We start from the raw sequence: 26242 nt of genomic DNA, 5'->3' as shown, positions 1-26242 counted from the left end.
CCTGCTGCTCCGGCACCTGCCGCTGCACCGGCCCCGGCTGCTCCGGCACCCGCTGCTGCTCCGGCCCCTGCCGCCGCTCAGCCCGCATCGAAGCTCGCGCTCCCCACCGAGAACGACAACCTCTATGTGACCCCGCTCGTGCGCCGACTGGCGTCGCAGCAGGGCGTGGATCTGGCTTCCGTCACCGGAACCGGTGTGGGCGGTCGCATCCGCAAGGAAGACGTGCTGAAGGCCGCGGAGACCGCGAAGTCGGCGCCCGCTGCAGCAGCAGCGGCCCCTGCTCCGCTCGAGGTGTCGCCTCTTCGTGGGACGACCCAGCCGATGTCGCGTCTGCGCAAGGTCCTCGCCAAGCGCGCTGTCGAGTCGATGCAGCAGACGGCACAGCTGACCACGGTCGTCGAGGTCGATGTCACGGCCCTCGCCGAGTACCGCGACAGCGTGAAGGCCTCGTTCCTCGAGAAGACGGGCGACAAGCTCTCGTTCCTGCCGTTCTTCGCTCTCGCCACGGCCGAGGCCCTGCAGGCGTTCCCGATCGTCAACGCGACGGTCGACGGTGAGAACATCGTCTACCCGGCCAGCGAGAACGTCTCGATCGCGGTCGACACCGAGCGGGGCCTGCTGACGCCGGTGCTGCGTGACGCGGCGTCGAAGAACATCGCCCAGATCGCGCACGAGATCGCCGATCTTGCGGCACGGACCCGTGACAACAAGCTGAAGCCCGACGAGCTGGCCGGTGGAACGTTCACGCTGACCAACACCGGTTCGCGTGGCGCCCTGTTCGACACGCCGGTCGTGTTCTTGCCGCAGTCAGCGATCCTGGGCACCGGAACGGTCGTCAAGCGTCCGGGTCTCGTGAAGGTCGGAGGCACCGACGCGATCGCTGTCCGGTCGTACGTGTACCTCGCTCTCTCCTATGACCACCGCATCATCGACGGTGCAGACGCCGCCCGCTTCCTGGGCGCCGTGAAGGCGCGACTCGAGTCGGCACAGTTCGCCGCTCATCTCGGCGCCTGACGGGCGAAGAGTCATCCTGGCTGGTCCGCGACGTCGTAGACGTCGCGGACCAGCCATTTCTCTCCTGTGCGGATGAGCACGACGATCGTCTGATCCGAACTCTCGTCTTCCTCCCCGCCCTCTTCCCCCTCCGCGCCTCCCTCCCGACCTGCCGATGCGAGGCGCACCACCGCGACGTCGCCGTATTCATCCACCAGTTCCGCGGCCGAGGGCGGCAGCCCGTCGAGGGCCTTCATCACTCGCGCGGCGTCGCCGGACACCGCGTCTGCGCACGAGGTGTCTCCCGCGGCCCGACAATCCGCGATCGCGCGGAGGAGCGATGAGGCTGCCGCCACGGGATCGATGCCCGCGGCCGACTCCTCGGGCTCTGAGCCCTCGGGGGCTGAGTCCTCAGGGTCGGAGTCCTCGCTCTCTTCCGGGGCACCGATCACGGAAGGCGAGGCCGCCGGAGACGCATCGTCGGGCGACGACGATGCCCGCGCCTGACCACTGCCACCAGACAGGTCAGCGCCCTTACCCGACGCTTCTCCCTCCGGCAGCAGCAGTCCGCCGGCAAGCACAAGCGCCGCAGCCGCGCCCGCGACGAGCAGGGAACGTCGACGCAGCTTCCCGGTCTCAGCGGATCGCCCACGGCGTACGCTCTGGCGACCGGTTCGCGAAGCCTGCGTTCCTCTCATGCGATCCACACGCGCAAGAACCTCGCCGATCGATGAGCGCATCGCATCGCCGATCGCCTCCCGCGCGCGGCTTCCGCGACGCGACCCCCTGCTCGGAGTCCGGTCCGCGCGCAGACGTCGCCCCCCTTCGTGAAGGCCAGAGACGTGCGGAACGACGGCACGGGCGACGTCCCGCGCTCGTTCCGCAGCATGGATCTCGCGTTCGAGCGGCTGCGGCGCGGCGACGTCGAGCATCGACTGCTCCCACGCCTCGGTGAGCCTGCGGGGCAGACGCGGCTGGGCGATGACCTTCCGCAGGGCCTCCTCGATCGCACCGGTCGCGCGTCTGAGCACTTTGTCCGAACTGCGCTCCGCCAGCTGTTCCAGGATCTCCACGGTCCCCGCCCTCGCGTCCGTGCCGTCCCCCAGCACGAACACCGGTCGCCCGCCATCCGTCAGCCACCATGCCCCGGTGCGCATGCCGTCGATGCCCTCTCCCAACTCGTCGAGTCCCCGCAGGAGACTGACGACGAGAGTGGTGGTTTCGCCCGGCGTGATGCCCCCTCCTCCCACCGAACGGCGGCCCACGAAGCTGCTCACACGCTCCGTGCACCACGGAAGCAACACGTCGTGCCCTCCCTGGCGCCGGACGACATCGATCGGCGCAGCGATGTGTTCGGCGCCGGAGAAACCCCATCCCACCCACCCGCCGAGCGCCGCCGCGTCCACTCTCACGGCGACGCCGTCCCCGTTCGCGACGAGAGTGCCGGGGAAGGGCCCCTCCGTCGCATCGAGCGTTCTCACCACGCGATGCGCGCCCGGTACGAGCGGCCCGCCCCGGCCGTCGTCGATCGCGATGTCTTCCATTGCTCCATCACAGCGCAGACCTCAGCCCGATCCCGGTGCCCGGGGATGATCGCGACGGATTCCGCCGAATCCTCTGATGTGCAGGAGTGGTGGCGCCGGTCCCCTCCGCTTCGCGCGAACGCCGACATCAGGAGGCTCCGGGACTCGGTAGGCTGGTCCTCATGGCAAAGCGTGCTCCTGAACCCGAAAAGCGTCCTGGGTTCTTCTCCCAGATCAAGTCCCTCTTCCGGTTCACACGTGAGGCATACTCCTGGTTGCCGTGGGCGCAGGCTGCCATCCTCATCGGCGGCGTGCTGCTCGGCCTCGTCGCCGGCTATCTCATCCCGCCCTTCCAGATCTGGACGCTCGTCCTCTGGGGGATCACCGGTCTCATGCTCGGCATCCTCGGTGCCCTGTTCCTGATGACGCGCCTCTCGACCTCCGCCATGTACAGCAAGATCGACGGCATGCCCGGCGCCACCGGACACGTGCTCAGCACGAGCCTCGGGCGCAGCTGGCAGGCATCCGAGACTCCCGTCGGCATCAACCCGAAGACCCAGGAGGCTGTGTACCGCACGATCGGGCGCGGAGGCATCGTCATCGTCGGTGAAGGTGCACGCGGCCGATTGACGCGTCTCGTGAACGAGGAGCGCAGCAAGGCACAGCGTGTCGCGCACGGCGTCCCGGTCACCGTCCTCTACGTCGGTCACGGCGACGACGAGGTGGCGATCGCCGATCTCTCGAAGACGATCAAGAAGCTCCCGAAGGCGATCGACAAGGCCACTATGGCCGCCGTCATCCGCCGCGTGGACTCCGTCTCCCAGTCGCTGTCATCGCTGCCGATCCCGAAGGGCATCGACCCGACCAAGGTGCGCTCCCAGCGTCCTCGTTGACTCTCCGCACCTCAGAAGCACCGAGCGCGGCCATCCTCCTGTGAGGGTGGCCGCGCTCTCTTTCACTCGGAGAGAGGCTGTCGCGGCAGCCTGCGGACTTTGGCGCGCCGACGACGACGCTCAGGAACCATGGAGCGCATCTCGTCGAGCTTGCCGAAGCAGAACAGCCGGTCATCGGCTTCCAGGACGACGTGCTTGCGCGGGTTGGGAATGACACTGACTCCTCGGTGCAGCGTGAGGACCGTGATGTCGCGTTCCCAGAGCCCGGCCTCCCCCAGGGTCTTCCCGACGAGGTCGACCGCGCCGTGGACCATCAGCTCGGCGACGCCATAGCCCGTCGAGACGGTGAGACGCTGACGCACGTCGATCTCGGGGAAGGCGACCTGACCGGCGATGTAGTCGATGATGGCGCCGGCGACGTCGAGCTTGGTGGCCGTCTCGATGCCCTGCAGCCCGGGTGAGGAGTTGACCTCCATGACGAGCGGGCCGTCGTCCCCCTCGAGCATGTCGACACCGGCCACACGCAGGCCCATGATCTGGGCCGAGCGCACGGCCGCACGCTCGTAGACCGGATCGAGCTCGATGGCCTCGACCGATCCGCCACGGTGCACGTTGGATCGGAACTCGTCACCGGCCGCCGATCGTCGCATCGCCGCGACGACACGGTCGCCGACGACCAGCGCCCGGATGTCGCGACCGCGGCTCTCCGAGATGAACTTCTGGATGAGCACGTTCTGCTTGGTGGAGTGCAGGGTCTCGATGATGGCCTCGGCGACCTTCACCTGAGGGGCGAGGATGACCCCGATCCCCTGCGTACCTTCCAGGAGCTTGATCACGACCGGAGCCCCGCCCACGCGCTCGATCGCCGGACGGACGTCGGCGCGGTTGCGCACGAACGCGGTCGGCGGCATCGCGATGTTGTGGCGCGAGAGGATCTGGTTCGCTCGCAGCTTGTCACGCGCGCTGGAGATCCCGTTCGCCGTGTTCGGCGTATAGACGTCCATCTGCTCGAACTGGCGCACGACGGCCGTGCCGAAGTACGTGATCGAATTCCCGATGCGCGGGAGGATCGCGTCGTAGTCGCTGAGCTGGCGACCCCGGTAATGCAGGTCCGGTTCATCGGCAGTGAGGTCGATCGCGAAGCGCAGAGTGTTGAGCACCTTGACGTTGTGTCCGCGTTGAAGCGCGGCTGCACGCAGCCGCTGGGTGGAGTACGCCTGCGGCGCGCGGGAGAGCACTGCGATCTTCACGGGGGATTTTTCCTGCCAGGATGTATCAGGTGAGTAGGACTACCCCCCATTCAAACACCCTTACGGGGTGGCGAGAATGGGTGAGCCTGCCCGATCTCGGAGTGGACTGGCTGAAGGCCAAGATCGACACGGGTGCGCGCACGTCGTCTCTGCATGCTTTCGACATCGTGGAGTTCGAACAGGACGAGCAGCCGTGGGTGCGGTTCAAGGTCAAGCCCTGGCAGGACAGCCAGGAGGACGCGGTCGTCGTCGAATGCCCGATCCATGATCGTCGTGCGGTGCGGAGCTCGTCCGGGCACGCCCAGGAACGCCTCGTGGTCGAGCTGCTGATCCGGCTGGTGGACCGCGAGGTGCTGGCGGAGGTCACCCTGAGCAACCGCGACGAGATGGGCTTCCGGATGCTCATCGGCCGGGAGGCGCTGCGCCGCGGCTACGTGGTCGACCCCGCCCGCTCGTTCCTCGGCGGACGAGCCCCGCGCGAAGCACGTCGGCGCAACCGCGGGCGAGACTGACGGCAGCCCGCCGCAGGTCAGGTGCGGATCAGAACCGTGCCGACGGCCTTGTCGTGGAGACCACGCTGATCGGCATCCCAGATCACCGCAGGCACGACGACCACGAGCAGAAGCGTGCGGACGATCGGACGCCACAGACCGACCCAGCTCCCGTCCATGCGAGCAAGACGCATGCCGAGGATACGGTGTCCCGGGCTGCCGCCGGCGGTCGGGATGAAGACGATCTGCAACACGGCGAACACTAGCATCGGAGCGAACTGGCTCAGGCCGGCTTCCGTCGGCAGTGCGAACTGGTTGAATCCGAGGAATCCGGTCGCGATGATCGTCGCCGCGGTGTAGTCGATCAGGAGCGCTCCGATGCGGCGTCCGGGACGGGCGATGCTCCCGGAGCCGGATTCGGGGAGTCCGAGTCGTTCACCGGGGTACGTGTTCACAGCATCCGTCACTCCCCCAGCCTACCGAGCGCGAAATGCCGCTCTGACGCCCTCGCGCCTGTAACACGCCCGAAACAAAGCGGATACCGTAGAGAAATCCCCCGTCCGTACTCTGCAGAGTGGCCGTGAAGCCATCGATCCGCATTACAGGAGTCGTACATGTTCAAAGATTCGTCCGAGGTACTGAGCTACATCAAGGAGAACGACGTCAAGTTCCTTGACATCCGTTTCACCGATCTCCCGGGTGTTCAGCAGCACTTCAACATTCCTGCATCGACGGTCGACGAGGCTTTCTTCACCGACGGCCAGCTGTTCGACGGCTCGTCGATCCGCGGCTTCGCGAGCATCCACGAGTCCGACATGCAGCTCATCCCCGACGTCACGACGGCGTACGTCGACCCGTTCCGCGAGGCGAGCACGCTCGTCATGCTGTTCGACATCTACAACCCGCGCACCGGCGAGATCTACTCGAAGGACCCGCGTCAGGTCGCCAAGAAGGCCGAGAAGTACCTGACCTCGACCGGCATCGCCGACACCGCCTTCTTCGCCCCCGAGGCCGAGTTCTACATCTTCGACGACGTCCGCTACAACGTCACGTCCAACTCCAGCTTCTACAGCGTCGACTCGGAAGAGGGCGCCTGGAACACCGGTCGCGAAGAAGAGGGCGGAAACCTCGGCAACAAGACCCCGTACAAGGGTGGGTACTTCCCGGTCAGCCCGGTCGACAAGACAGCCGACCTGCGTGATGACATCACCCTCAAGCTGATCGACGCCGGGTTCATCCTCGAGCGCTCGCACCACGAGGTCGGCACCGGCGGCCAGCAGGAGATCAACTACCGCTTCGACACGATGGTGCACGCGGCGGACGACATCCTCAAGTTCAAGTACATCGTCAAGAACACCGCCGAGGAGTGGGGCAAGGTCGCGACCTTCATGCCCAAGCCGCTCTACGGTGACAACGGCTCGGGCATGCACACCCACCAGTCGCTGTGGAGCGACGGCAAACCGCTGTTCTACGACGAGGCCGGCTACGGTCAGCTCAGCGACATCGCGCGCTGGTACATCGGTGGCATCCTGGCGCACGCGCCGGCCCTGCTCGCCTTCACCAACCCGACCCTGAACAGTTACCACCGCCTGGTCAAGGGCTTCGAGGCTCCGGTGAACCTGGTCTACTCGGCCGGAAACCGCTCCGCCGCGATCCGCATCCCGATCACGGGCTCGAACCCCAAGGCAAAGCGCATCGAGTTCCGTGCCCCCGACGCCTCCGGCAACCCGTACCTCGCCTTCGCCGCGCAGCTGATGGCAGGACTCGACGGCATCAAGAACCGCATCGAGCCGCACGAGCCGGTCGACAAGGACCTCTACGAGCTTCCGCCCGAGGAGGCCAAGGACATCCCGCAGGTTCCGAACTCCCTGCTCGACTCGCTCGACGCGCTGGCGGCCGACCACCAGTTCCTCCTCGAGGGCGGCGTGTTCACCAAGGAGCTCATCGAGACCTGGATCTCCTACAAGTACGAGAACGAGATCCTGCCGATGGCGCAGCGTCCGCACCCGTTCGAGTACGAGCTGTACTTCGGCGTCTGACGACCGCGGAGCATCACGAAGAGCCCGTCCCCGCTTCTGCGGGGACGGGCTCTTCTGCGGTGGGGGTGGCGGCGCGGGGCCTCACTCAGATCGCTTCGGGCCGGGGCGCGACCCAGGTGCCGTCGAGCACGGACAGGCGCGGTCGGTAGAGGCGCAGTGTGTAGTTCCACCCCGGCATGACGACCAGCGCGTTCGTGAGGCCGGCAGGGTGCGCACCGAAGTGGATGGTGATCCCGCCGTCGTCGTCCGCGGTCGCCGTCAGGCTGTTGATACTGTTCACCCCGAGCTCGTTCTCCTCGAAATAGCCGGCGGCGTTGTAGAGCGAGACGGACCAGAAGGCGTCGACGGGAACGTCCGTCAGGCGCAGACGATAGTCCCCGACCGGCAGGCCCTCGTCAACGCTGATGTAGGTCGCCTCGTACTCGGGCAGGCCGCCCCATCCGCCGGCGACGCCCAGCAGGTGCATGACGGGATCCACTTCCTCCCTCGTGCCGAACGCACGATCGTAGGTCGAGACGCCGCGCCCGAGAGTGAGCAGAGCATCACGGGTCTCCGACTGCGACGACTCGTCGTACTCAGGGAGCGGGAACTCCCCCGATCCGCCGCCCACGAGACGAAGTGCGTCCTGGAGGCGATTCACCTCGGCGATGTCTTCGGCGTCGTTCGGGTCGACGAGGATGCGGATCAGGACCGCCGCGTAGTCGGTTCCGACGGCTGCGCGTGTGAGCGCATGGTCGCCGGGCTCGCGTAACAGGAACGGCGCGTAGTGATCCTGATTCACGACGAAGGCGGAGACGTAACGACCGCCCGTGTCGGGCAGCGTGAGCGTGACTCCTTCGCGCACATCGATGACGGCACTGCTGTAGAGAGTGTCCCGGTTCTGCCGGATGATGGGCTGATCATCGAGCGATTTCAGCTCTCGCGTGTGATTCCAGGTCCCGAGCGTTCTCCCGGCGGCGAGCCGGGAGAACATCAAGTCGGACTCGGCACGAGCGAAGTTGCGGACGTTCACCTTCGTGGCTGACATGTCGTCGTTCCTTTCTCTCGCGGCGCAGGCTCACCGCGAAGCATGGGTCGGGGTCGGATGGGCCGGCCCTGACACGATCCGGCAGCGCGGGCCCCGTTGCGATTCTGTTCGCCTCGTCGGTCTCCGGACGCACACGTCATCCTCATCGGATGAGATCTGCCGACCCCACCAACATCACGGATTCCCACGCCGATATCGTTGTCCCGTGATCGATGCCGTCCGCGAGGCCCTGTCTCCCAGCGATCCGGCACTCGCCCGCGCGGCGCTGCGCCGGAACTGGCTCCGTCTCATCCTCGAATCCCGCACCCGCGAACTCGAACAGCTCTGCCTCGCCCACCCCGAGCCGCACGACCCGCACGTCCTCCTCATCCGTGCCTGCTGCCGCGACCTCCTCGGCGATTCCCACGGTGCCACGTTCCTTCGTGGCCAAGGAATGCGCATCGCTGACGATGACTTCGTAGTCTGCTTCACCGAGCTCCTCCTCGCTGCCGACACCCCGACGAAGGCCACGGTCGCCGATCGCGCTCGAGAAGCTCTGACCGAGTGCGGGCCCGACGACGACTATCCCTCGGCGCTCTTCCTCCTCGGCTGGACGGAAGTGCGCCTCCGTCGCGACCTCTCCGGTGCCATCGGCCTCCTGCGCTCAGCCTCAGACGAAGCCCGCTTGCGCGGCCGACCGGAGACCTACCGCCTCGCCCAGTCCAATCTCGCCTTCGCCTTGACCCACGCCGGTCTCTTCACCGCTGCCGAGCAGACGCTCGATGCGCTTCCCGTCTCGTGCGAGCCGTCGGACTGGGACATCTTCGAGGGCGGGCTCCCCCAGGCGAACCGCGGCACCATCGCATACTGGCGAGGCGACTACGACGAAGCGATCGCCCACCTCGAACAAGCAGTGGACGACGGCGCTCCCGGCAACAACTTCGAAGCCCTCGCCCGGCTGTACCTGGTCATGAGCATCATCGCGCTCAGGCGCGAAGACCGATACTTCGCCGCGGCCGGCCTGCTCCACGGGGTGAGCAAGGACGATAAGCACGGCATCCCCTGGGACACGCTGCGACGCGTGATCTCCGCACTGCTCGCGCACGCCGAGGGACACGACGACCGCGCTCGAACCATCGCGGCGCCGGCACTCGCCCGCCCCGGTGCCGCTGTCGCCCACGCGGTGCTCGCGGAGCTCTATCGTGTCCTCGAAGAACCCGCGTCGGCTGCGCAGGCGCTGCGGCTGGCGATATCGGGCGCGCTGCCACGCTACGCGCGGGCGAGCACGCTCGTCACTGCAGCGGCCCTGCGCTCCACCGCAGGGCATGGAGCGGACGCGCACGAACAGCTCGACAGAGCCCTCGAATCCGCAGCCCCCGAGCGGATCCTCACTCCATTCCTCTCGGATGATCCGCTCATCGGCGATCTCCTGATCGCCCATGCCCACCGCGGATCCCGCCACGATGAGTTCCTCGGAACGATTCTCGAACGACGCGGAGAGCTGGCCCGACGACGGACGGGCATCTTCACCCCGCGCGAGAGCGAAGTCCTCGCATACCTGCGCACGACGATGACCGCCGAGGAGATCTCCACGCGTCTGGGGGTCGCCTATCCCACCGTCAAGACCCACATCAGCTCCATCTATCGCAAGCTCGGCGTCACCTCGCGTCGGGAGGCCGTCCTCAACGTCGACGCGAGGTCAGGAATCAGACATCGCCACGCCGCGCCACCGGCTTGACCGCGCGGGATCCAGGGTGATCAACTGGTGAGTCTGACCATCGACCGGGGGAATCATGCGCCGTAGAAGAGTGACCGCGAACACCGAGCTGCGCGCGTCGGCGGAGCCGCGTTCATCGCAGCCGTCGAATGCGGTCGCCGCATACGCCAGGACCAACCCATTCATGTTCGGCCTGCTGGGCGCCCTCGGAGTCCTCGTGGCGCTGGGGATCGGCAGCATCGTCGGGCAGCTCGCGACCGTGCTCGTCTACATCGGCGTCGCCGTGTTCCTCGCACTCGGGCTCGATCCGATCGTCACCTTCATCGAGAAGAAGCTCCCCCGCCCCGCGGCCGTCACCATCGTGGTCGCCGCGGTCATCCTGGCGTTCGCCGGCGTCATCCTCGCGATCGTCCCGCTGCTCGTCGAGCAGATCAGCAACCTGATCAAAGACGGACCGCAGATGATCAAGGACTTCATGGCCAGCGACTGGTTCAAGGACGTCAGCGGTCAGTTCGGCTCGACGATCGACGACGCCGTGCAGGGCATCCTCGGCTTCGTGCAGGACCCCAACAACTTCCTCGACATCGGGGGTGGTGTGTTCGCCGTGGGCGCGGGTATCGCCGGCGGCTTCACCGGGATCACGATCGTCCTGATCCTGACCCTGTACTTCATGGCGTCCCTGCGCAGCATGAAGCACGTGGCCGCCCGCTTCGTGCCCGCCTACCAGCGCGACACCTTCAGCGGCCTCCTCGAAGACGTCTCCGGCGCCGTGGGCCGCTACGTCATCGGCCAGGTGAGCCTCGCACTCATCAACGGCATCCTGAGCCTCATCTTCCTCAGCATCATCGGCGCCCCGGTTCCGGCCCTGCTCGCCCTGATCGCCTTCATCGGCTCGATGATCCCGCTGGTCGGCACGCTGACCGCGTCGATCATCAACTCGCTGATCTGCCTGTTCGTCTCTCCGCTGACCGCGCTGATCGCGATCATCTACTACCTCATCTACATGCAGATCGAGGCATACGTGCTGTCGCCGCGCATCATGAGCAAGGCCGTCGCCGTGCCGGGTGCGCTCGTCGTGATCGCCGCGGTGGCCGGCGCCGCGCTGGGCGGCATCCTGGGCGCCCTGGTCGCGATCCCCGTGGCCGCGAGCATCATCATCATCATCCAGAAGGTGACGTTCCCCGCGCAGGACCGCAAGATCGTCCCCCCACCCATCACCCGCTGACACGGGGACGGGACGGGGCGTTCGACCTCAGCGGACCAGGAGGGCGCCCGGCTCGACGCGGACGTCGAACGCGGTGACCTCGCCCATCTCCTCGCCGTCGATCTCGAACACGAGGGGCGTCTTCAGCTCGACCGAGATGCTCTCGACCGGAAGGTGGCGGGCGGACTCGGTGCTCACGGCCTCGTCGGTGGCACCGAAGAGACGGCGGATGCCGTTGTCCCAGACGAAGGAACGGAGTGTGTCGAGCCACTGCAGCGCACCGTCCGCGCTGATCATGAGCACGTCGAGCTTGCCGTCGTCGAGCACCGCATCGGGAAGCAGCCGGATGCCGCCCTGCACCATCCCGCAGTTGCCGATGAGCATGGTGTGTCCCCGCACGGCCACGGCCTTCTCCCCGTCGATCGCCAGAGTGATGTCGGTCATCTCGGTGCCGGCGAGTGCGCGGCCCATCGCCTCCACGTAGGCCAGCCAGCCGGCCTTGGACTTGAGGTCGTCGTCGGTCTCCACCAGCATCTGCGCATCGACGCCGAAGCCGACCATCACGGCGAAGGCGTGCTCGGTGCCGTCGTACGAGACCCAGCCGAGGTCGATCCGACGGGGCTCGGCGTCGCGCACGCGCTCCAACGCCGCCTTCACGTTGTTCAGCGGAACGTCGAGGTTGCGCGCAAGCAGATTGCCCGTCCCCTGCGGCACGATCCCCAGTGCTGTGTCAGACCCCGCCAGGGACTCCGCGACGGCGCGTACAGTGCCATCGCCGCCGACGGCGATCACGATGTCCCGGCCGTCTTCGCGGGCCTCACGAGCCATGCCCCGGCCCGGGTCCTCCGGAGTCGTCTCCCACCAGCGGATGTCGTACTGAGCGTCGAACACGCCGCTCACGGCGGTCTGCAGGACCTCCTGCTCGACCTTCGAAGGGTTCCAGACGATGCCGATACGTGCGTGGGTCATATCGTCAGCTTGGGACACCTCGCCCGATACCGCAAACTCAGGCTGCGGACTCAGCCGTAGAAGAGCTGCTCGAAGGTCTTCCGTGCGCGTCGGGTGACCCCGAGGTAATCCTCTTCGAGCTCGGTCGCCGATCGATCGGGGTAGCCCAGGAGCCTGCCGATCGCGTCGAGCTGTCGACGATCCGCCGGCAGCACGTCACTCGTCTGCCCCGTGAGCAGGGTGATCGCAGAGCGGAGACGGCTGGACAGGAGCCAGGCTTCACGAAGGCGCAGCGCGTCCTCCTCGGAGACGAGATCAGCGGCGACGGCAGCCTCGAGGGCACCGAGCGTCGACGTCGTGCGCAACCCGGGAACCGCGTGCGCATGCTGCAGCTGCAGCAGTTGCACCAGCCACTCCACGTCGCTGAGCGAGCCGGGACCGAGTTTCAGGTGACGCCGCGGATCGGCGCCCTGCGGCAGCCGCTCCCCCTCGACCCTGGCCTTGATCCGCTTGATCTCACGTGTGCCCTGCAGATCGACGGACTCGGGATAGCGGATCGTGTCGGCCAGGGCGGTGAAACGCGTGATCAGCTTCGCGCTCCCGGCGACGCCGCGGGCGCGGAGCAGGGCCTGCGCCTCCCACGACAGCGACCACCGTCGGTAGTACTCCGTGTACGCCTCGATGGATCGCACGACCGGCCCGTTGCGTCCCTCCGGCCTCAGATCGGCATCGAGGTCGAGCGGGAGGCGATGATCGGTCAGGTGCTCGCGCAGCCCCGCCACGATCTGCGTCGCCAGCTTCTGGGCGCGCTGCGGATCGACGCCGTTCGCGTCGTACACGTAGAGGATGTCGGCGTCGGACCCGAAGCCGAGCTCGGCGCCACCGAACCGTCCCATCGCGATGACGGCGAAGTCCAACGCCTCGTCTTCGAGCGGGACCACCTCGCGGATCACCGCGCGCAGGGCGGCTTGAATCGTGGCCTCGGTGATCTCGGTGAGTGCGGTGGCCACCTCTTCGATGGTGAGGACGTCGAGGACTGCTCCCATAGCGGTGCGCAGGAGCTCACGCCTGCGCAGCGCCCTGACGGCGCGCAGCGCATCGCCGATGGACTCATGACGCGTCTGTATCGCACGAGCCTCCTCGTCGAGCGCTGCCGCGCCCCGAGGGCGCAGACGCCCCGTGCTGTCCAACCATGCCACGGATTCGGGGATCCACTCCAGGAGCTCCCCGACGTAGCGTGAGGATGACAACAGGCGGGTGAGACTCTCGGCGGCCCCTGAGGAGTCCCGCAGCATCCGCAGGAACCAGGGAGTGTCCCCGAGACGCTCGCTGATGCGCCGGAATGCGAGGAGCGCATAGTCGGGGTCGCTGCCGTCCGCGAACCACCGCACCATGATGGGCATCAGGTGGCGTTGGATCGTCGCCTTACGGCTCAGTCCGCTCGTGAGGGCGCCGATGTGCCGGAGAGCTCCCGCCGGGTCACGGAACCCGATCGCCGCCAGGCGGTCGTGCGCCTGGGCTGCGGAGAGCGTGCGCTCCTCCTCCGGCAGCCCGGCGACGGCGCTGAGCAGCGGCCGGTAGAACAGGCGGGTGTGGATCTCGCGCACCTCGCGACGCACGCTCTCCCAGCGCGCCCACACGCCCTCGCCGCTCTCGGCCAGTCCGGTGCCTCGCGCCAGGATCCGAAGACCGGCAGGAGTGCGCGGCATCAGATGCGTGCGGCTGAGCTCCCTGAGCTGGAGGCGGTGCTCCATGAGCCGCAGCAGACGATAGTCGTCGGCGAACGCGGCTGCATCGACGCGTCCGATGTAGCCGCCCTCGACGAGTGCGTCGAGACTCTCCAGGGTTCCACGCGTGCGCAGCGATTCGTCGGTGAGACCGTGGACCAGCTGCAGCAGCTGCACCGTGAACTCGATGTCTCGCAGACCGCCGGCTCCGAGCTTCAGCTGATACGGCGCATCCTCGGGATCGATGTGCTCCATCACGCGCTCCCGCATGCGCTGCACGCTCTCCACGAAGTCCTGTCGCGCCGCGCTCGACCAGATCTTCGGCTGCACCGCGGCGATGTACTCGCCCCCGAGCTCGGCGTCTCCCGCGATCGGACGGGCCTTGAGCAGCGCCTGGAACTCCCAGCTCTTCGCCCAGCGGTCGTAGTACGCGAGGTGCGACGCGAGCGAGCGGACCAGTGCACCCTGCTTGCCTTCGGGGCGGAGAGCGGCGTCCACCTCCCACAGCGGCGGCTCCACCTCGATGGCGTCGAGGTTGCGCATGGTCTCGCGCGCGAGTCGCGTGGCGATATCGATCGCCCGCGCCTCCGAGAGGATCTCCTCGTCGCTACTCCCGCCGACGAAGATCACATCGACGTCGCTGACGTAGTTCAGCTCGCGAGCCCCGGCCTTGCCCATCCCGATGACGGCGAGACGCGTCGCGGCCACTTCCGCACGGCCCATCGATGCCTGCAGTCTGGCCCTGGCGACGGCGAGCGACGCTTCGAGGGCGGCACCTGCGATGTCCGCCAGCGCCGCAGACACCGGTCCGACGATCGACTCCGGGTGCGGATGCGAGAGGTCATAGGCGGCGATCGCGGCGAGATGCCGACGATACGCGATTCTGATCGCGACGACCGCATCATCGTCGCCCGACTGCGCGAAGCCGTCTTCCGCGCCCACCGCAGCCAGCAGGCGCTCCTGCAGCTCCGCCGACGAGGGCAGCCCGACGATCGGCCCTTCCAGGACCGAGAGCTGATCCGGGTGGCGGAGGAAGAACTCGGCGAACCCTTCCGACGCGCCGAACACCCGCCATACCCGCCGACGGGTCTCCTCGTCGACCAGCAGCCGCCGCAACGGCTCCTCGTCGCGGCGCGCCACCCGCAGGAGTCCGCGCACCGCTGCATCGGGGTCGGCGGCGTCGGCCGCCTCGAGCAGGACCGAGCGCGGCTGATCCAGAATGGCCGCCAGCTCAGCGAGAGAGGCCGCGGCTTCACTCAACTCGGAGAAGCCGAGCCTCGCCAGCGCGGAGAGGGAGACCGAATCGTCAGGACGCGCCATCTGTGCGGATCAGAGCAGTTCGAGATTGCTCTTCAGCTCGAACGGGGTGACCTGACCTCGGTAGGCCTCCCATTCCTTGCGCTTGTTGAGCAGCACGTAGTTGAAGACCTGCTCGCCCAGCGTCTCCGCGACGAGCTCGGATGCCTCCATGTACTCCAGGGCATGGTCGAGACTCGCCGGCAGCGCCTCGTAGCCCAGTGCACGCCGCTCGGCGTCGCTCAGCGACCACACGTTGTTCTCGGCCTCGGGCGGGAGATCGTATCCCTCCTCGATTCCTTTGAGCCCCGCTGCGAGCAGGAGTGCGTACGCGAGATACGGGTTCGACGCCGAATCGATGCCCCGGTACTCCACGCGGGACGACTGGCTCTTGTTGGGCTTGTACATCGGCACGCGGACGAGAGCGGAGCGGTTGGCGTGGCCCCAGGTCACGAAGCTCGGCGCCTCGTCGCCGCCCCACAGGCGCTTGTACGAGTTGACGAACTGGTTGGTGACTGCAGAGATCTCGTTCGCATGACGGAGCAGGCCCGCGATGAAGTGCCGCCCTGTCTTCGACAGCTGGTACTTGGCGCCTTCTTCGTAGAACGCGTTCTGGTCGCCTTCGAACAGCGACATGTGCGTGTGCATCCCGCTGCCGGGCTGGTCGCTGAGGGGCTTCGGCATGAACGTCGCATAGACGCCCTGCTCGATCGCCACCTCCTTGATCACCGTGCGGAAGGTCATGATGTTGTCGGCTGTCGTGAGTGCGTCCGCGTAACGGAGATCGATCTCGTTCTGCCCGGGGCCGCCTTCATGGTGGCTGAACTCCACGGAGATGCCGAGGTCTTCCAGCATCCGCACCGAGCGGCGGCGGAAGTCGTGTGCCGTGCCACCGGGAACATTGTCGAAGTATCCGGCCGAGTCCACGGGCACGGGGCCGTCGGGACCGAACGAGGAGGACTTCAGCAGATAGAACTCGATCTCCGGATGCGTGTAGAACGTGAATCCGGCGTCCGCGGCCTTCGCGAGCGTGCGCTTGAGCACGTGACGCGGGTCGGCGACGGCCGGCTGCCCGTCGGGCGTCGTCAGGTCGCAGAACATGCGCGCGGTCGGGTCGATCTCCCCGCGCCAGGGCAGCGTCTGGAACGTCGTCGGATCGGGCTGCGCGAGCAGATCGGATTCGTAGGTGCGTGTCAGCCCCTCGATCGCCGAACCGTCGAACCCGATGCCCTCCGCGAAGGCGCCCTCGACCTCGGCCGGCGCGATGGCCACCGACTTGAGCGTGCCGATCACGTCCGTGAACCACAGCCGCACGAACTTGACGCCGCGCTCCTCGATGGTCCGGAGGACGAAGTCCCTCTGCTTGTCCATGGCTACTCTGCGCCCTGGCCCTTTGCGTCGCCCTTGACATCCCAGCCCTGCTCGACGGCCTCTTCCTCGGCCCAGGCGCGCGAACGCTCCTTGACGACCTCGGGCGCACGGCGGGCCTCGGCCTCCGTGTCGAACGGACCGATGCGGTCGATGGAGGGCGAGATCATGCCGAACTCGATCTCGCCGGTCGTGGAGTTGTACCAGTACTTGTGGTCGCCGTCAGACATGTCTGCCCCTTCTTCACGTGATGTCATCGATCCTACTGGCGCGCACCGCGGTCGCTAAGCTATCGCCCATGGCAAAAGCGATCGGCGTCGACATCGGCGGCACGGGTATCAAAGCAGGAATCGTCGACCTCGAGCACGGAATCATGGCATCCGACCGGGTGCGGGTCCCCACTCCCGAGGGCGCATCGCCGCAGGATGTGCTCAACGCCGTGCAGACCGTTCTGAAGACGCTCGACGTCCACGACTCCACCCTTCCGCTCGGTGTCGCCTTCCCGGCGATCGTCAAGCGCGGCAAGACCCTCTCCGCCGCGAACGTCTCGAAGGAGTGGATCGACTTCGACGCGGAGCGGTTCTTCCGGGACGGCCTCGGCCGCAACATCGTCTTCGTCAACGACGCCGATGCCGCCGGCGTCGCGGAGGCCCGCCACGGAGCCGCCAGGGACGTGCGCGGCTTCACCCTTCTGACGACCCTCGGCACCGGTATCGGATCGGCTTTCCTCTACGACGGTGTGCTGCTGCCGAACACCGAGCTCGGGCACCTGAACTTCCGTGAGTACGAGTCGGTCGAGACGTACGCCGCGACCTCGGCGCGCGAGCGCGAGAACCTCACCTGGGCCGAGTGGGCCGAGCGCCTGCAGGCGTTCTACTCGCACATCGAGTTCCTGTTCAGCCCCGACCTGTTCGTGGTCGGCGGCGGCGTGTCGAAGAATGCGGGCGACTTCCTCCCGCTTCTCGATCTCAAGACCCCGATCGTCCCGGCGATCCACCGCAACAACTCCGGCATCATCGGTGCGGCGTCCCTGGCCGGGGACTGATCGCCACGACGCCGGACACACCAAGGCCCCGCTGACTCTGCAGTCATCGGGGCCTTCGTTCGTGTGAGGCGAATGGGCCGACCTGTACGCCGGGTTCTGAACCTCGTTGTTGACGATGGTTGGCGACACTCGGTTATCAGTCTTGAACAGGGTTTTGTTGGTTGGTTCCCGATGGCTCGCGCGGGCGCTGATTGACAATTCTGCGGACTATCTGCGGACTGGGTGCGGTGTACATACACCTCGCTATGCCCCCCGCTATGGCGCCCATCGCCGCGTCACGCCGCTCTTGCGCACCCAAGGATCGACCTCGGGTGGGGCGCTCAGCTTTGCTTTGACTTCTTCGAGGTCGAACCGCCACGACCGGCCCACACAGATGCCGGGGATGTCACCTTGGTGGGCCAGGCGATACACCGTCTGTGCAGAGCAGCGGAGTTCGGCCGCCAGTTCGTCGGCCAGCAGCAGGGTCATGCGCGGTCGGCCCGTGCGAGTCGGGCACGGTTCCAGTCGTCCAGGTCGGATTCGTAGAAAGCGTTGCGGCGACCCTGTTTGAAGTAGACGGGTCCGACACCCTCACTGATGAGGTTGTAGAGGGACTGGGCGGATGCGAGGCCACAGTATGCGGCGGCCTGCTTCGTGGTCGGGATCGGGGTACTCATGGACGGAGACGATAGGCCCGCTTGCCTGTGAGTCTTGTGGTGTACATACACGCCTTGAGGTGTACATACATAAGGCTCCGCACACCTTTCGGCATTGAGACTTTGCGCATGGCATCCGTCGCAGACAAGTTCATGGCCGAGTTCGCAGGCATGGTCGCCGATCAGGTGATCCGGAAGCTGAATGGGGACGTCACGACAGCCCCCACCGGCTCCGCTGGTTCAGTCGATCGTCTCCTCACACCCGATGAGGCCGCATACATCTTCCGCGCGAAGAAGAACAATCTCGCCGTGTGGCGCATGACTCCCGGTGCTGGTCCTGAGTTCGTGAAGCATGGTCGGCTCGTCTTTTACACGCGTGAAGCGATCCAGGCGTACATCGATCGGAACGCGTCGCGTCAGTAGATTCTCTCAGCCCGATGAGATAGTCGCTGTATGGCGAGCAGGAAGAGCGCACTCGGGTTGCAGACTTGGCTACCGCTGGTTGCGGGCTTGGTGGGAGTCCTCATCGGCGGTGGGATAACGATGCTGACCGTGGAGCGTCAGATCGAAGTGAGTCAACAAGCCGAGCAACGAGAACTGCGTGCGGATGCGTACCTGGCGCTCGTCGATGCGGCCGATGACTACGCCAATCGCACCAACGACGTACTCAAGGCACACGATTTGCGGGGCACGCTACCGCCGGATGCGATCGACGTGCTGCGTTCTGATCAGTTCGTTAGCCGCTGGCTTGACTCTCGAAATACCTTCCAGGACGCGCTCAACCGCGTGTACGTCTATGGAAGCGCTGAAGGATGGCAAGCAGCCCGAGGTCTCGCTGGTGCACTCCCGTACGCCAGAGGCGAAGAGTATGAATGGGTTGAGGTCGCGCCAACCATGAGCGACCGGTATACGGACGTGCTCAAGCTTGTATGTGGGGAAGCAACCGTCACCCCCCGAGCCGACTGCAATATGGACTAGCGACTGAACGGGAGGTGAAGCTGTGATTGGTACGACGATCCGCGGATGGGCTACGGGAGTGGTTATGCCCATCAGAGCATCCCGGTAGATCGCCTCGCTGCCTAGCGATGCCAAGCGATCTCTCTCGTTGATTTGCTTGACGACGTGTTACACTGGTATCACGGGTGTGGACCTCTGGTCTATAGCCCTACGTCTTACGGAACAGCCCTGGCACTGCCAGGGCTGTTCCTTTTTTACGGCGCCACCTGGCCGTGCCCATGGTTGTAGATCTGGATGCTGTGATCAGAGTTGCGCCATCCCGTCAGACAGGTCTCCGTCCCGAGGGACTCGCGAACGTATGCCGCGAGCTTGCCCTTCTCGCTTGAGTGACTCGCAAGGCCCGCGTTGGCTCGGAACTCGAACGCTGCAGCCGATGTAAACAGGTCGACCACCTGAAGCCCATCGAAGGCATGCGAGTCCGCGCGGTAGACCGATTGCACTGCAAGACGACGGAACCGTCGGTTGATGCTGTAACGGAGTTCTTCCTCGAACAAGACTGATGCCGGCGTCGAGTAGTTGTCGGCGACGACGCTAACCACAGCTCCTGGCGGAAAGCTTGCGACAACAAGCTGCTCGGACATCTTCAAGTACGCAGTCCAACGGTCACCGAAGCGTTCGACGGGATCAGCGCCAGTTCGGTCGGCGATGAAGCAATAGAAGTGAAAGCCCTGGACTGCCAGCGAAAGGTCGACAAGCTGTTTGTAGATCTCGAGGCTGTCCCTCGTGACACTCGAGAAGTGGAACTCGTTGTACCAGTGTTTCCGATCACGCAAATTCTGGACGCTCCGGAGAAGGCGCGACGGTTCCTCTAGGCTCACGAGTCCGACTCCGAAGAACCGATCGTTCGAAATCGAACCAGTTTCATCGAGGAAGCACGTGGCGACCGGATGATTCTTGGGCAGCTTGGCGTATGCGGGCATAGGGATGATTCTGACAGTCGGCCCCCGCGCACGCTCGTAAAGTCGCCGAATTAGTCATACGTCCGGTGGACGTGCCAGCCGTCTTCGCCCTTGTAGACGTCGAACACGAATGAGATCCCGCTGTCGTCGGTTCCTTGAAATCTCCACCCTTACAGGCCGTGGTGTGGTTCGTCGAGGGGGCGGTCCAGGTGGAGTGCCTCAGAGTCGTGTGGGGGTGTCTGTGACGCGCCATCGTCGGCCTGCGTAGATCATCCGTGCGGGGATGTCGTTGGCCATCCACAGGGTTACGACGCGTTCGATCGCTGGCGTTTCCATGGATCAAGAGAATAGAACATTTGTTCGAAGATTGCTACCCTGGGTGTGGGCCGGAGAAAGGGGTGCCGGTGTGGGGAATCCGGGTGCGACGTTATCGGCGTACGGCTACATGCAGTCGCAGGCGCGGGTCGTCCTTGAAGCAGCGAAGCGCGGTCCCCTCCAGTCGCTCACCGACCGCGATCTGGCTCTACGCGAGCAACCAGTCACCATCTACCCGCACGGCACTCAAAAGCGGGTACGGGCGTGGGCGCGATTCGGCGCCGAGGCAGTGAGGGCCGACGCGAAGATCGTACGTTCCATACCGCTCGCCGCTGGCATCGAGTTCAGGGCTGGCCAGCATACGTTTCGATGTTGGACGCTTCTATGAATGTCAAGCTGACGCGGGGTGGTGTGGAGGGTGTTCACCGACGTTGCTGCCAGGGTCCGCGCGTACATCGTTGACCGGAAGGCGAACAAATATCGCGCCGCCGACGCCCACTGAAGCGTCCGTGATTGAGCCAGTGACCGAGGCCGGTCTGGTGCCTATTGAGGCGGCTGACACCAGGAGAGTAGTAGCAGCCTGCGTTGCGTTTCGAGCTGGTCAGTAGGATGCGGGGATGACGTCTTCCACACCAAGCTTCCGCTCACCTCGTCCGTTGTCCCGCCGCACGTTCATCGCAGCGGCGGGGACAGCTGTTGCCGCATCAGCGGTCGCAGCAGATATCTTCGGACTCCCGACTGCAGCATCCGCTGCGGTGACGTGGGGCTACCCGTTTACGTCCTTGTCCTCGCGATCTCGCGGATTCATACCGAACGTGCACGCAGGGATCGACTTCACTCCCGGTGAGGGCACTCCCATCTATGCAGTCGCAGATGGGACGATCATCATCAGCGACGTCACCGGTACGGGGGGTGCCTACGGCGAGAGCATCTGGATTCAGCACGCAGATGGCTACCGCTCTATCTACGGGCACATGCTTGAGGGGACTCGAGTTTCCGTGGGTCCGGTGCGGCGCGGAGACTATCTCGGCAGGGTGGGTAACACGGGAAGGTCTTTCGGGGCGCACCTGCACCTTGAGATCCGCCTCAACGATGTCCCCATCAATCCTGACCCTTTCATGAACGGCGCTCCACTCGCCACAACGACACCAAGCGGTGCAGCCCGGGCGGCCAACGGACCGAGCGCAGTCATCGACACGGCGAATCGCATTTCGCTCTACGCGATCCGTACCGATGGAAACCTCTGGGGCGCCAGTCAAGCCAGCCCCGGGGCGGGGCTGTCGCCCTGGGCGAAGCTCGGCGGGGATCTTGGGACTTTGACCGGTCGCCCATCTGTGCTGTGGCTCAACGGCAACATCCTTGCGATCTATGCCCGCACCACTCTTGGCACGATCGTAGGCACCAACCAGACCTCCATCGGTGGGCCTTTCACTCCCTGGACAACGATCGGCGCCGGCGGCAACGGAATCGTCGGTGACCCCGTCGCTGTCCAGTACGATAGCGGCGCCATTGGAGTGTACGCCGCGACCGATTCCGGAACCATCGCCGGTGTCGCTCAGACGTCTGCCGGCGCATCTTTCGGCTCATGGACCCCGATCGGTACGTCCAACACCCGCCTCCTAGGCAAACCGGCCCTCGCAAAATACTCGGACGGCCGGATCGCTCTGTTCGCCCGAACCGAGTCGTCCCAGATCTTCGGCACCGCACAGACGTCCGTGGGCTCGACCTTCGCCGCGTGGGCCGACCTGGGTACAGGCGGGGCGGGCATCTCCACCGACCCCGCTGTCATCAACGATTCGGACCGACTCACCGTATTCGCCGGGGCCGGTAGCACTGTCTCGAGCGTGTCGCATGACGTCCCTAACGGAGCATTCGGCGCCTGGGTCAACTTGGGCTCCGGTCCAGTATCGGTCGGAAGCGCGACACCGTCAGTCCTGCAAACAGGGTCTACCTACTCCATCTATTCTCTGGGCGGCGACGGCACGGTCTGGGGCTCGACTGTGAACACCGTCCCAACTCCAGCAGGGTGGGCGCAGATCGGTTCGGGAGCAACCCTGATGACCGCCCTTGCCAGCATTCGCACCACAGCGGGCCTCAATGCGGTCTACGGCACGAGCTCGGCTGGTGCCGTCGTCGGATCGGGGCAATCCACACCCGGAGGCGCGTTCGGCCCTTGGGCAGCTATGTAGCCCGCCAGCCCCGAACGCCCTTGGCCGTGCAGAGCAAATAGCGAACGACGAAGGATCCCCACTTGGCCAGGTGGGGATCCTTCGTGCTCAGATGCCCAATGTCAAACCGCTGACGGGACGCTGTGGAGTGTGTTCAGCATTCGGAAGAGTCTGCGGGCGAGGTAGCGCTTGATGATGCGGAGGATCTCTCGTTTGCTGTGGCCTTCTGCAACTCTTCGCGCGACGTAGGCGCGTGTGTCGGGATCGTATTGGAGCTTGTTGACGACGGCCATGTGGAGCGCTTTGTTGAGGCGTCGGTCGCCGCCGCGGTTGAGGCGGTGTCGGGTTGTGTTGCCGCTGGAGGCGGGGATGGGGTTGACGCCGGCGAGAGCGGCGAACGCGGCTTCGGAGCGAACGCGGCCGTGGTGAGACCAGGCGGTCAAGACCACTGCGGCGGTAACGGGGCCGATGCCGGGTTCGTCAAGTATCGGAGCAGCCGGGCTGCTCTTGATGAGAAGCACCATGTCAGCTTTGTTCGTGGCGAGCTGGTCGTTCAGGTCACGGATGCGTCGAGCGAGCCGGATGGCTTCTGCTCGAGCGATTTGGGTCTCGAGAGTCTCGGAGCGTTCCCGCCATTTTGAGACCGCGGCGATCTGGGTGCGGGTGAGTGACTTTCGAGCGTCGACACCGAGACCGTTGACGCGGAGCAGGGCGGTGAGGGCGTTGATGTTCATCGTCCTTTCGCCGGCCATCATGTCGCGCGCCGCGACGAGCGTGCGCAGAGCCGCGCGGACGCCCCTGTCTTGTCGAGGTCGCCGCAACTGGGTATCGTCCAGCCCGAGAGTTGCCGCGGCGATCATTCGTGCGTCGATCGGGTCGGACTTGCCGATTCCGTGCCGTGCTCTGGCGCTCGTTTGCGGTGCTTCAACGACATCGAATCCGGTATCGGTGACGGCGCGCGCGAGCTGGGCGCCGTAGGTGGCGACGCCCTCGATCGCCCAAAGCGTGGTCGCGTCGCCGCCCGTGCGTCGGGCCGCCCAGCTGATCGCCCGGTTGAGGCCGGACGGGGTCGTCGGGAACTGCTCGCAGCCGAGCTGCTCGCCGGTGCGCGGGTCGATGATGGCGTAGGTGTGGGTGCGGGCGTGACAGTCCACGCCGATGACATAGGAGCGGGATTGCGCGACGATAGTCACTGCGGCCGCCTCCTTCCTCTCGATGGATCATTCAGGGCTGGCCGCACGCGGCCGGCGCTGATCCGGGAGGAATCACTTCGGGGCAACTCTGTGAGGAGTCACAACCTTGATCGGTTGGACAGGCTTCTAATCAAGCCACCGACGTGGGCCGGATCGACGTCGGCCGTCCCACCAGGAACGGACAAGTCCAGCAGAAGGCACCCTTACGGGGCCAGGTCTGGGGTGAGTCACGAACCTGTTGAGAACTGCCAACGCCAACCCTGCCAGCCAATCCCAGATCGGCCGCCCCGAGTCTCACAGGTATGGGGCGACTCGATGTTGGGTGTGGGGCAACGCCGTAGAAGGCAAGGATCCTGCTATCTAACCTCAACGCTTAGGGTCGTGATCCTCGAACAACAATACGAGGCTGTCTGCAGCGAGTGACGCATGCTTAAGCTCGAAGGCATGCCAAGATGCCGCCTCGGTGATCTTGTCCACTAGTTCGATTCCGTGCGGCGTGTGGGGGAAGATCAGCCGTAGGTCAGCGCCTTCGAATCCAGTTTGCAGCTTGTACTGCTTTACCCCGAGCACACGCGCCACTTCATGCGCAACATCTCGTTCGCGCTGAACCTGCTGTTTGTTCAGCTGGTCCGTGTGCGCGCTGGCGTTTCCTGCTGAGGTGAAATCTCGCCGAAGGTCTCGCAGCCCCTCCCAAATCAGCTCGAGCTTCGCGTCTGCTGAAGACTCCGTGACCTCAGGCTGTGAAGCGGTGATTGTCAGTCCAAAGTGGCGCCAAAGCGGATTTTCGCCCTTGCACGTCGCGACGCTGTCCTCGATGTGAGTCTTCAGCTTCTCAACCTCGGAGGATGTGTCCCAAGCGTTGAGGGTCGACTTGTACCGGTGGGTGTTGAGGTTGGAAGTGTCGAAGGGGAGTTCAGTGTGTTCGTCGCGCACGAGGGCGATGGGCTTGTTCACGGACGTGCGTACGCCGAGTTCAAAAAAGACGTTGGGGTTGTGATCACTCAGATCGCACAACACCATGTCGGCGCTGGAGAGCTGCCGAATGATCTCGCCGTGGATGAGATCCGTCCCCCGCACGCTAGGACGAACCGGAACGAATCCTGCGGCTTCGATCGCCGGCACGAAGATTGTCTCGATGACGTGATCCCAATGGGCCGTGTCTCCGCCGAACCTCTCGACAGTGTCGCTATGCGTGGTGATCGGCATCGCGATGAAGCATGTAGGTCGGGGGTCAGAATTGGCCATCTCTCCGAACATAGCGGTGCTGCCCGCGCGACTACGTACAGACTGACCATGCTGGGAGTGGAGCAACGCGGCCCCAGCTCACGGATGCGCGAGCTGGGCACGGTTAGTCCTCGCCGCGTGCCGCGCCAGACCAGTTGCAAGCCGAACGCCGCGGACATGGGCCAATCGCGGACGCGGGTGATAAGTAGGGCATCTGGCCGCGTCCCGGCCGGACTACCTACTTGTGAGATTTCGGGTTGTAAATGGTTCCAAAGGCAGCACCAACAAATAGCATCAGTGCGAGTCCGATCACGATGCTCACGGTCAGCGAAACCCACCCCCAGGGTGTTGCCCAGGTACTAATGCACCAGACGGAGAGTCCGTACGTGGCCCAGGCTGCGAACCCTCCAAGGATCATGGAAAGGATGAGGTTCGTCACGTTGAGAGTTCGAGCCTCACGCGCGGTCATCGATCGTGCTTGAGCTGCGACGAGTTCGCTTATGGCTGCGTGAGCTTCAGTTCCGGGCGGCAGGTCCTTGAGCGCCGCAGCCGCTTCCCGCAAGCGCCGAAACTGGCCCGGAGTCCGTTCGCGCTGGCCGAGGGCACCGAGGAAGCCAAACACGGGTACGGCTACAGCCGCAAGAAATTGCCACTCATTCACCTTGCTGAGCGTAGCGGGCCGCCTAGTCGATCTACGCGAGCCTGTTGATCCGATACGGCGAGTCAGTGAAAACGGTTCAGGCTCGGCTAGGCCACGAATCCGCGATAGAGACGCTGGACACGTACGGGCACATGTGGGCGGACTCTGATGACCGGACTCGAGAAGCCGCCGACAGCGTGCTTGGGAGTTCTGCGGACTCTCCGCGGACTCTGCCCGGAGTGGTCTAGGAAAATACCTGCTCAAGTCGGATTAATGCGAATGGGCCGACCTGTACGCCGGGTTCTGTTCCGGGGTTCTTCGCCCCTTCGACGGCCATCTCTCTCGGCGACACGTTGCCGTGGCACTCTAGCGGTCTACCCGAGGACTCGGCGAGCCGCGTCAACATCCTCTGTCTGACCTTGCTCCGGACGAGGTTTACCTGGCGGGCCATGTCACCATGGCCCCCGGTGGTCTCTTACACCACCCTTTCACCCTTACCCCTTGCGGGGCGGTCTACTCTCTGTGGCACTTTCTCGCGGATTGCTCCGGGTGGGCGTTACCCACCGTCCTGCCCTGAGGAGCCCGGACGTTCCTCGGTGCGGTCACCCGCAACGCGGCCGTCCAGTCGACCCATTCGCGTCTCCAGTCTAC

The 26242-nt window shown here is 65.4% G+C and carries 24 protein-coding genes and 1 other RNA gene; 10 read left to right on the top strand and 15 right to left on the bottom strand.

What is annotated here, in order from left to right; genetic code table 11:
- Positions 1 to 1014 (top strand): 2-oxo acid dehydrogenase subunit E2 (locus tag GZ64_RS0103125; RefSeq protein ID WP_029265075.1); only part of this gene is annotated, 1014 nt, incomplete at its 5' end.
- An 11-nt stretch (positions 1015 to 1025) separates the two neighbouring features.
- Here GZ64_RS0103125 and GZ64_RS0103120 read toward each other — a convergent pair.
- Positions 1026 to 2537 (bottom strand): hypothetical protein, encoded by a 1512-nt coding sequence (locus GZ64_RS0103120; RefSeq protein ID WP_029265074.1) that lies wholly within the window; start codon positions 2535 to 2537, stop codon positions 1026 to 1028.
- A gap of 161 nt (positions 2538 to 2698) precedes the next feature.
- Between GZ64_RS0103120 and GZ64_RS0103115 the strand changes: the two genes are divergently transcribed.
- Positions 2699 to 3409 (top strand): DUF4191 domain-containing protein, encoded by a 711-nt coding sequence (locus GZ64_RS0103115; RefSeq protein ID WP_021200699.1) that lies wholly within the window; start codon positions 2699 to 2701, stop codon positions 3407 to 3409.
- Positions 3410 to 3471: 62 nt separating this feature from the next.
- On the opposite strand, the gene GZ64_RS0103110 is transcribed toward GZ64_RS0103115, so the two are convergent.
- Positions 3472 to 4659, bottom strand: a complete 1188-nt coding sequence (locus GZ64_RS0103110) for a RimK family alpha-L-glutamate ligase (RefSeq protein WP_029265073.1) — start codon at positions 4657 to 4659, stop codon at positions 3472 to 3474.
- 20 nt (positions 4660 to 4679) lie between these two features.
- Between GZ64_RS0103110 and GZ64_RS0103105 the strand changes: the two genes are divergently transcribed.
- A complete protein-coding gene (locus GZ64_RS0103105; protein WP_029260308.1) occupies positions 4680 to 5171 on the top strand; it encodes an ATP-dependent zinc protease family protein in 492 nt (163 codons plus the stop codon).
- Between the two features lie 17 nt (positions 5172 to 5188).
- Here GZ64_RS0103105 and GZ64_RS0103100 read toward each other — a convergent pair whose 3' ends face one another.
- Positions 5189 to 5617: an RDD family protein gene (locus GZ64_RS0103100; RefSeq protein ID WP_029260307.1), complete on the bottom strand. Its 429-nt coding sequence runs from the start codon at positions 5615 to 5617 to the stop codon at positions 5189 to 5191.
- Positions 5618 to 5764: 147 nt separating this feature from the next.
- Between GZ64_RS0103100 and glnA (GZ64_RS0103095) the strand changes: the two genes are divergently transcribed.
- Positions 5765 to 7189: a type I glutamate--ammonia ligase gene (gene glnA / locus GZ64_RS0103095; protein ID WP_021200702.1), complete on the top strand. Its 1425-nt coding sequence runs from the start codon at positions 5765 to 5767 to the stop codon at positions 7187 to 7189.
- Positions 7190 to 7274: 85 nt separating this feature from the next.
- Here the strand turns inward: glnA (GZ64_RS0103095) and GZ64_RS0103090 are convergent, their stop codons facing one another.
- Complete coding sequence (locus GZ64_RS0103090) at positions 7275 to 8216, bottom strand: DUF1214 domain-containing protein (RefSeq protein ID WP_029265072.1); 942 nt, start codon at positions 8214 to 8216, stop codon at positions 7275 to 7277.
- Positions 8217 to 8421: 205 nt separating this feature from the next.
- Between GZ64_RS0103090 and GZ64_RS0103085 the strand changes: the two genes are divergently transcribed.
- Entirely contained in the window at positions 8422 to 9933 is a 1512-nt protein-coding gene (locus GZ64_RS0103085; RefSeq protein WP_051667818.1) for a LuxR C-terminal-related transcriptional regulator, read from the top strand.
- Positions 9934 to 10003: 70 nt separating this feature from the next.
- Entirely contained in the window at positions 10004 to 11137 is a 1134-nt protein-coding gene (locus GZ64_RS0103080) for an AI-2E family transporter (protein ID WP_231479814.1), read from the top strand.
- Between the two features lie 27 nt (positions 11138 to 11164).
- On the opposite strand, the gene GZ64_RS0103075 is transcribed toward GZ64_RS0103080, so the two are convergent.
- From GZ64_RS0103075 to GZ64_RS18915, 4 genes are read right to left on the bottom strand one after another with little or no spacing between them, the layout of a single operon-like run.
- Positions 11165 to 12085 (bottom strand): diacylglycerol/lipid kinase family protein, encoded by a 921-nt coding sequence (locus GZ64_RS0103075; protein ID WP_029260275.1) that lies wholly within the window; start codon positions 12083 to 12085, stop codon positions 11165 to 11167.
- A 50-nt stretch (positions 12086 to 12135) separates the two neighbouring features.
- Complete coding sequence (locus GZ64_RS0103070; protein WP_029265070.1) at positions 12136 to 15111, bottom strand: bifunctional [glutamine synthetase] adenylyltransferase/[glutamine synthetase]-adenylyl-L-tyrosine phosphorylase; 2976 nt, start codon at positions 15109 to 15111, stop codon at positions 12136 to 12138.
- A gap of 9 nt (positions 15112 to 15120) precedes the next feature.
- Complete coding sequence (gene glnA / locus GZ64_RS0103065; protein ID WP_021200708.1) at positions 15121 to 16458, bottom strand: type I glutamate--ammonia ligase; 1338 nt, start codon at positions 16456 to 16458, stop codon at positions 15121 to 15123.
- Between the two features lie 2 nt (positions 16459 to 16460).
- Positions 16461 to 16685 (bottom strand): hypothetical protein, encoded by a 225-nt coding sequence (locus tag GZ64_RS18915; RefSeq protein ID WP_021200709.1) that lies wholly within the window; start codon positions 16683 to 16685, stop codon positions 16461 to 16463.
- A gap of 68 nt (positions 16686 to 16753) precedes the next feature.
- Here GZ64_RS18915 and ppgK point away from each other — a divergent pair, with 68 nt between their 5' ends.
- Positions 16754 to 17500 (top strand): polyphosphate--glucose phosphotransferase, encoded by a 747-nt coding sequence (gene ppgK / locus GZ64_RS0103055; protein ID WP_021200710.1) that lies wholly within the window; start codon positions 16754 to 16756, stop codon positions 17498 to 17500.
- A gap of 255 nt (positions 17501 to 17755) precedes the next feature.
- Here ppgK and GZ64_RS18910 read toward each other — a convergent pair whose 3' ends face one another.
- On the bottom strand, positions 17756 to 17968 hold the full coding sequence (locus tag GZ64_RS18910; RefSeq protein ID WP_036330967.1) for a helix-turn-helix domain-containing protein: 213 nt from the start codon (positions 17966 to 17968) through the stop codon (positions 17756 to 17758).
- A complete protein-coding gene (locus GZ64_RS0103045) occupies positions 17965 to 18156 on the bottom strand; it encodes a helix-turn-helix transcriptional regulator (RefSeq protein WP_029265069.1) in 192 nt (63 codons plus the stop codon). The genes GZ64_RS18910 and GZ64_RS0103045 overlap by 4 nt, the downstream gene beginning before the upstream one ends.
- Before the next feature lie 108 nt (positions 18157 to 18264).
- Between GZ64_RS0103045 and GZ64_RS0103040 the strand changes: the two genes are divergently transcribed.
- A complete protein-coding gene (locus tag GZ64_RS0103040; RefSeq protein WP_029265068.1) occupies positions 18265 to 18558 on the top strand; it encodes a DNA-binding protein in 294 nt (97 codons plus the stop codon).
- Positions 18559 to 18678: 120 nt separating this feature from the next.
- On the top strand, positions 18679 to 19113 hold the full coding sequence (locus GZ64_RS0103035; protein ID WP_136025446.1) for a hypothetical protein: 435 nt from the start codon (positions 18679 to 18681) through the stop codon (positions 19111 to 19113).
- 233 nt (positions 19114 to 19346) lie between these two features.
- Here GZ64_RS0103035 and GZ64_RS0103030 read toward each other — a convergent pair whose 3' ends face one another.
- The gene (locus tag GZ64_RS0103030; protein ID WP_029265064.1) at positions 19347 to 20072 is read right to left on the bottom strand and encodes a DUF3800 domain-containing protein; all 726 of its coding nucleotides are present in this window, start codon (positions 20070 to 20072) and stop codon (positions 19347 to 19349) included.
- Between the two features lie 911 nt (positions 20073 to 20983).
- On the opposite strand from GZ64_RS0103030, the gene GZ64_RS0103020 reads away from it, so the two are divergent.
- Positions 20984 to 22555, top strand: a complete 1572-nt coding sequence (locus tag GZ64_RS0103020) for a peptidoglycan DD-metalloendopeptidase family protein (protein ID WP_081859646.1) — start codon at positions 20984 to 20986, stop codon at positions 22553 to 22555.
- A 101-nt stretch (positions 22556 to 22656) separates the two neighbouring features.
- On the opposite strand, the gene GZ64_RS0103015 is transcribed toward GZ64_RS0103020, so the two are convergent.
- The 4 genes from GZ64_RS0103015 to rnpB form a co-directional block, all read right to left on the bottom strand.
- Positions 22657 to 23727 carry an IS110 family transposase gene (locus GZ64_RS0103015; protein ID WP_029265061.1) on the bottom strand — a complete coding sequence of 357 codons (1071 nt, stop codon included), beginning with the start codon at positions 23725 to 23727 and terminating at the stop codon, positions 22657 to 22659.
- 366 nt (positions 23728 to 24093) lie between these two features.
- Positions 24094 to 24972: a hypothetical protein gene (locus GZ64_RS19360; RefSeq protein WP_051667817.1), complete on the bottom strand. Its 879-nt coding sequence runs from the start codon at positions 24970 to 24972 to the stop codon at positions 24094 to 24096.
- Positions 24973 to 25189: 217 nt separating this feature from the next.
- Positions 25190 to 25612 (bottom strand): hypothetical protein, encoded by a 423-nt coding sequence (locus tag GZ64_RS19810; protein WP_136025447.1) that lies wholly within the window; start codon positions 25610 to 25612, stop codon positions 25190 to 25192.
- Positions 25613 to 25867: 255 nt separating this feature from the next.
- Positions 25868 to 26224: RNase P RNA component class A (gene rnpB, locus GZ64_RS19365), an RNA gene on the bottom strand.
- Positions 26225 to 26242: the final 18 nt, after the last annotated feature.

The sequence above is a fragment of the Microbacterium sp. Cr-K32 genome (assembly GCF_000708345.1).
Lineage (GTDB): Bacteria > Actinomycetota > Actinomycetes > Actinomycetales > Microbacteriaceae > Microbacterium > Microbacterium maritypicum_A.
Note: the sequence above shows the minus strand (reverse complement) of the source record. Positions and strands in the feature narration are given on the sequence as shown.

Coding starts and splice junctions, on each gene's coding strand:
- GZ64_RS0103120 (WP_029265074.1), bottom strand. CDS start 2,537: ATGGAAGACATCGCGATCGACGACGGCCGGGGCGGGCCGCTCGTACCG.
- GZ64_RS0103115 (WP_021200699.1), top strand. CDS start 2,699: ATGGCAAAGCGTGCTCCTGAACCCGAAAAGCGTCCTGGGTTCTTCTCC.
- GZ64_RS0103105 (WP_029260308.1), top strand. CDS start 4,680: ATGTATCAGGTGAGTAGGACTACCCCCCATTCAAACACCCTTACGGGG.
- glnA (WP_021200702.1), top strand. CDS start 5,765: ATGTTCAAAGATTCGTCCGAGGTACTGAGCTACATCAAGGAGAACGAC.
- GZ64_RS0103090 (WP_029265072.1), bottom strand. CDS start 8,216: ATGTCAGCCACGAAGGTGAACGTCCGCAACTTCGCTCGTGCCGAGTCC.
- GZ64_RS0103075 (WP_029260275.1), bottom strand. CDS start 12,085: ATGACCCACGCACGTATCGGCATCGTCTGGAACCCTTCGAAGGTCGAG.
- GZ64_RS0103070 (WP_029265070.1), bottom strand. CDS start 15,111: ATGGCGCGTCCTGACGATTCGGTCTCCCTCTCCGCGCTGGCGAGGCTC.
- glnA (WP_021200708.1), bottom strand. CDS start 16,458: ATGGACAAGCAGAGGGACTTCGTCCTCCGGACCATCGAGGAGCGCGGC.
- GZ64_RS18915 (WP_021200709.1), bottom strand. CDS start 16,685: ATGTCTGACGGCGACCACAAGTACTGGTACAACTCCACGACCGGCGAG.
- ppgK (WP_021200710.1), top strand. CDS start 16,754: ATGGCAAAAGCGATCGGCGTCGACATCGGCGGCACGGGTATCAAAGCA.
- GZ64_RS18910 (WP_036330967.1), bottom strand. CDS start 17,968: ATGACCCTGCTGCTGGCCGACGAACTGGCGGCCGAACTCCGCTGCTCT.
- GZ64_RS0103045 (WP_029265069.1), bottom strand. CDS start 18,156: ATGAGTACCCCGATCCCGACCACGAAGCAGGCCGCCGCATACTGTGGC.
- GZ64_RS0103040 (WP_029265068.1), top strand. CDS start 18,265: ATGGCATCCGTCGCAGACAAGTTCATGGCCGAGTTCGCAGGCATGGTC.
- GZ64_RS0103035 (WP_136025446.1), top strand. CDS start 18,679: ATGCTGACCGTGGAGCGTCAGATCGAAGTGAGTCAACAAGCCGAGCAA.
- GZ64_RS0103030 (WP_029265064.1), bottom strand. CDS start 20,072: ATGCCCGCATACGCCAAGCTGCCCAAGAATCATCCGGTCGCCACGTGC.
- GZ64_RS0103020 (WP_081859646.1), top strand. CDS start 20,984: ATGACGTCTTCCACACCAAGCTTCCGCTCACCTCGTCCGTTGTCCCGC.
- GZ64_RS19360 (WP_051667817.1), bottom strand. CDS start 24,972: ATGGCCAATTCTGACCCCCGACCTACATGCTTCATCGCGATGCCGATC.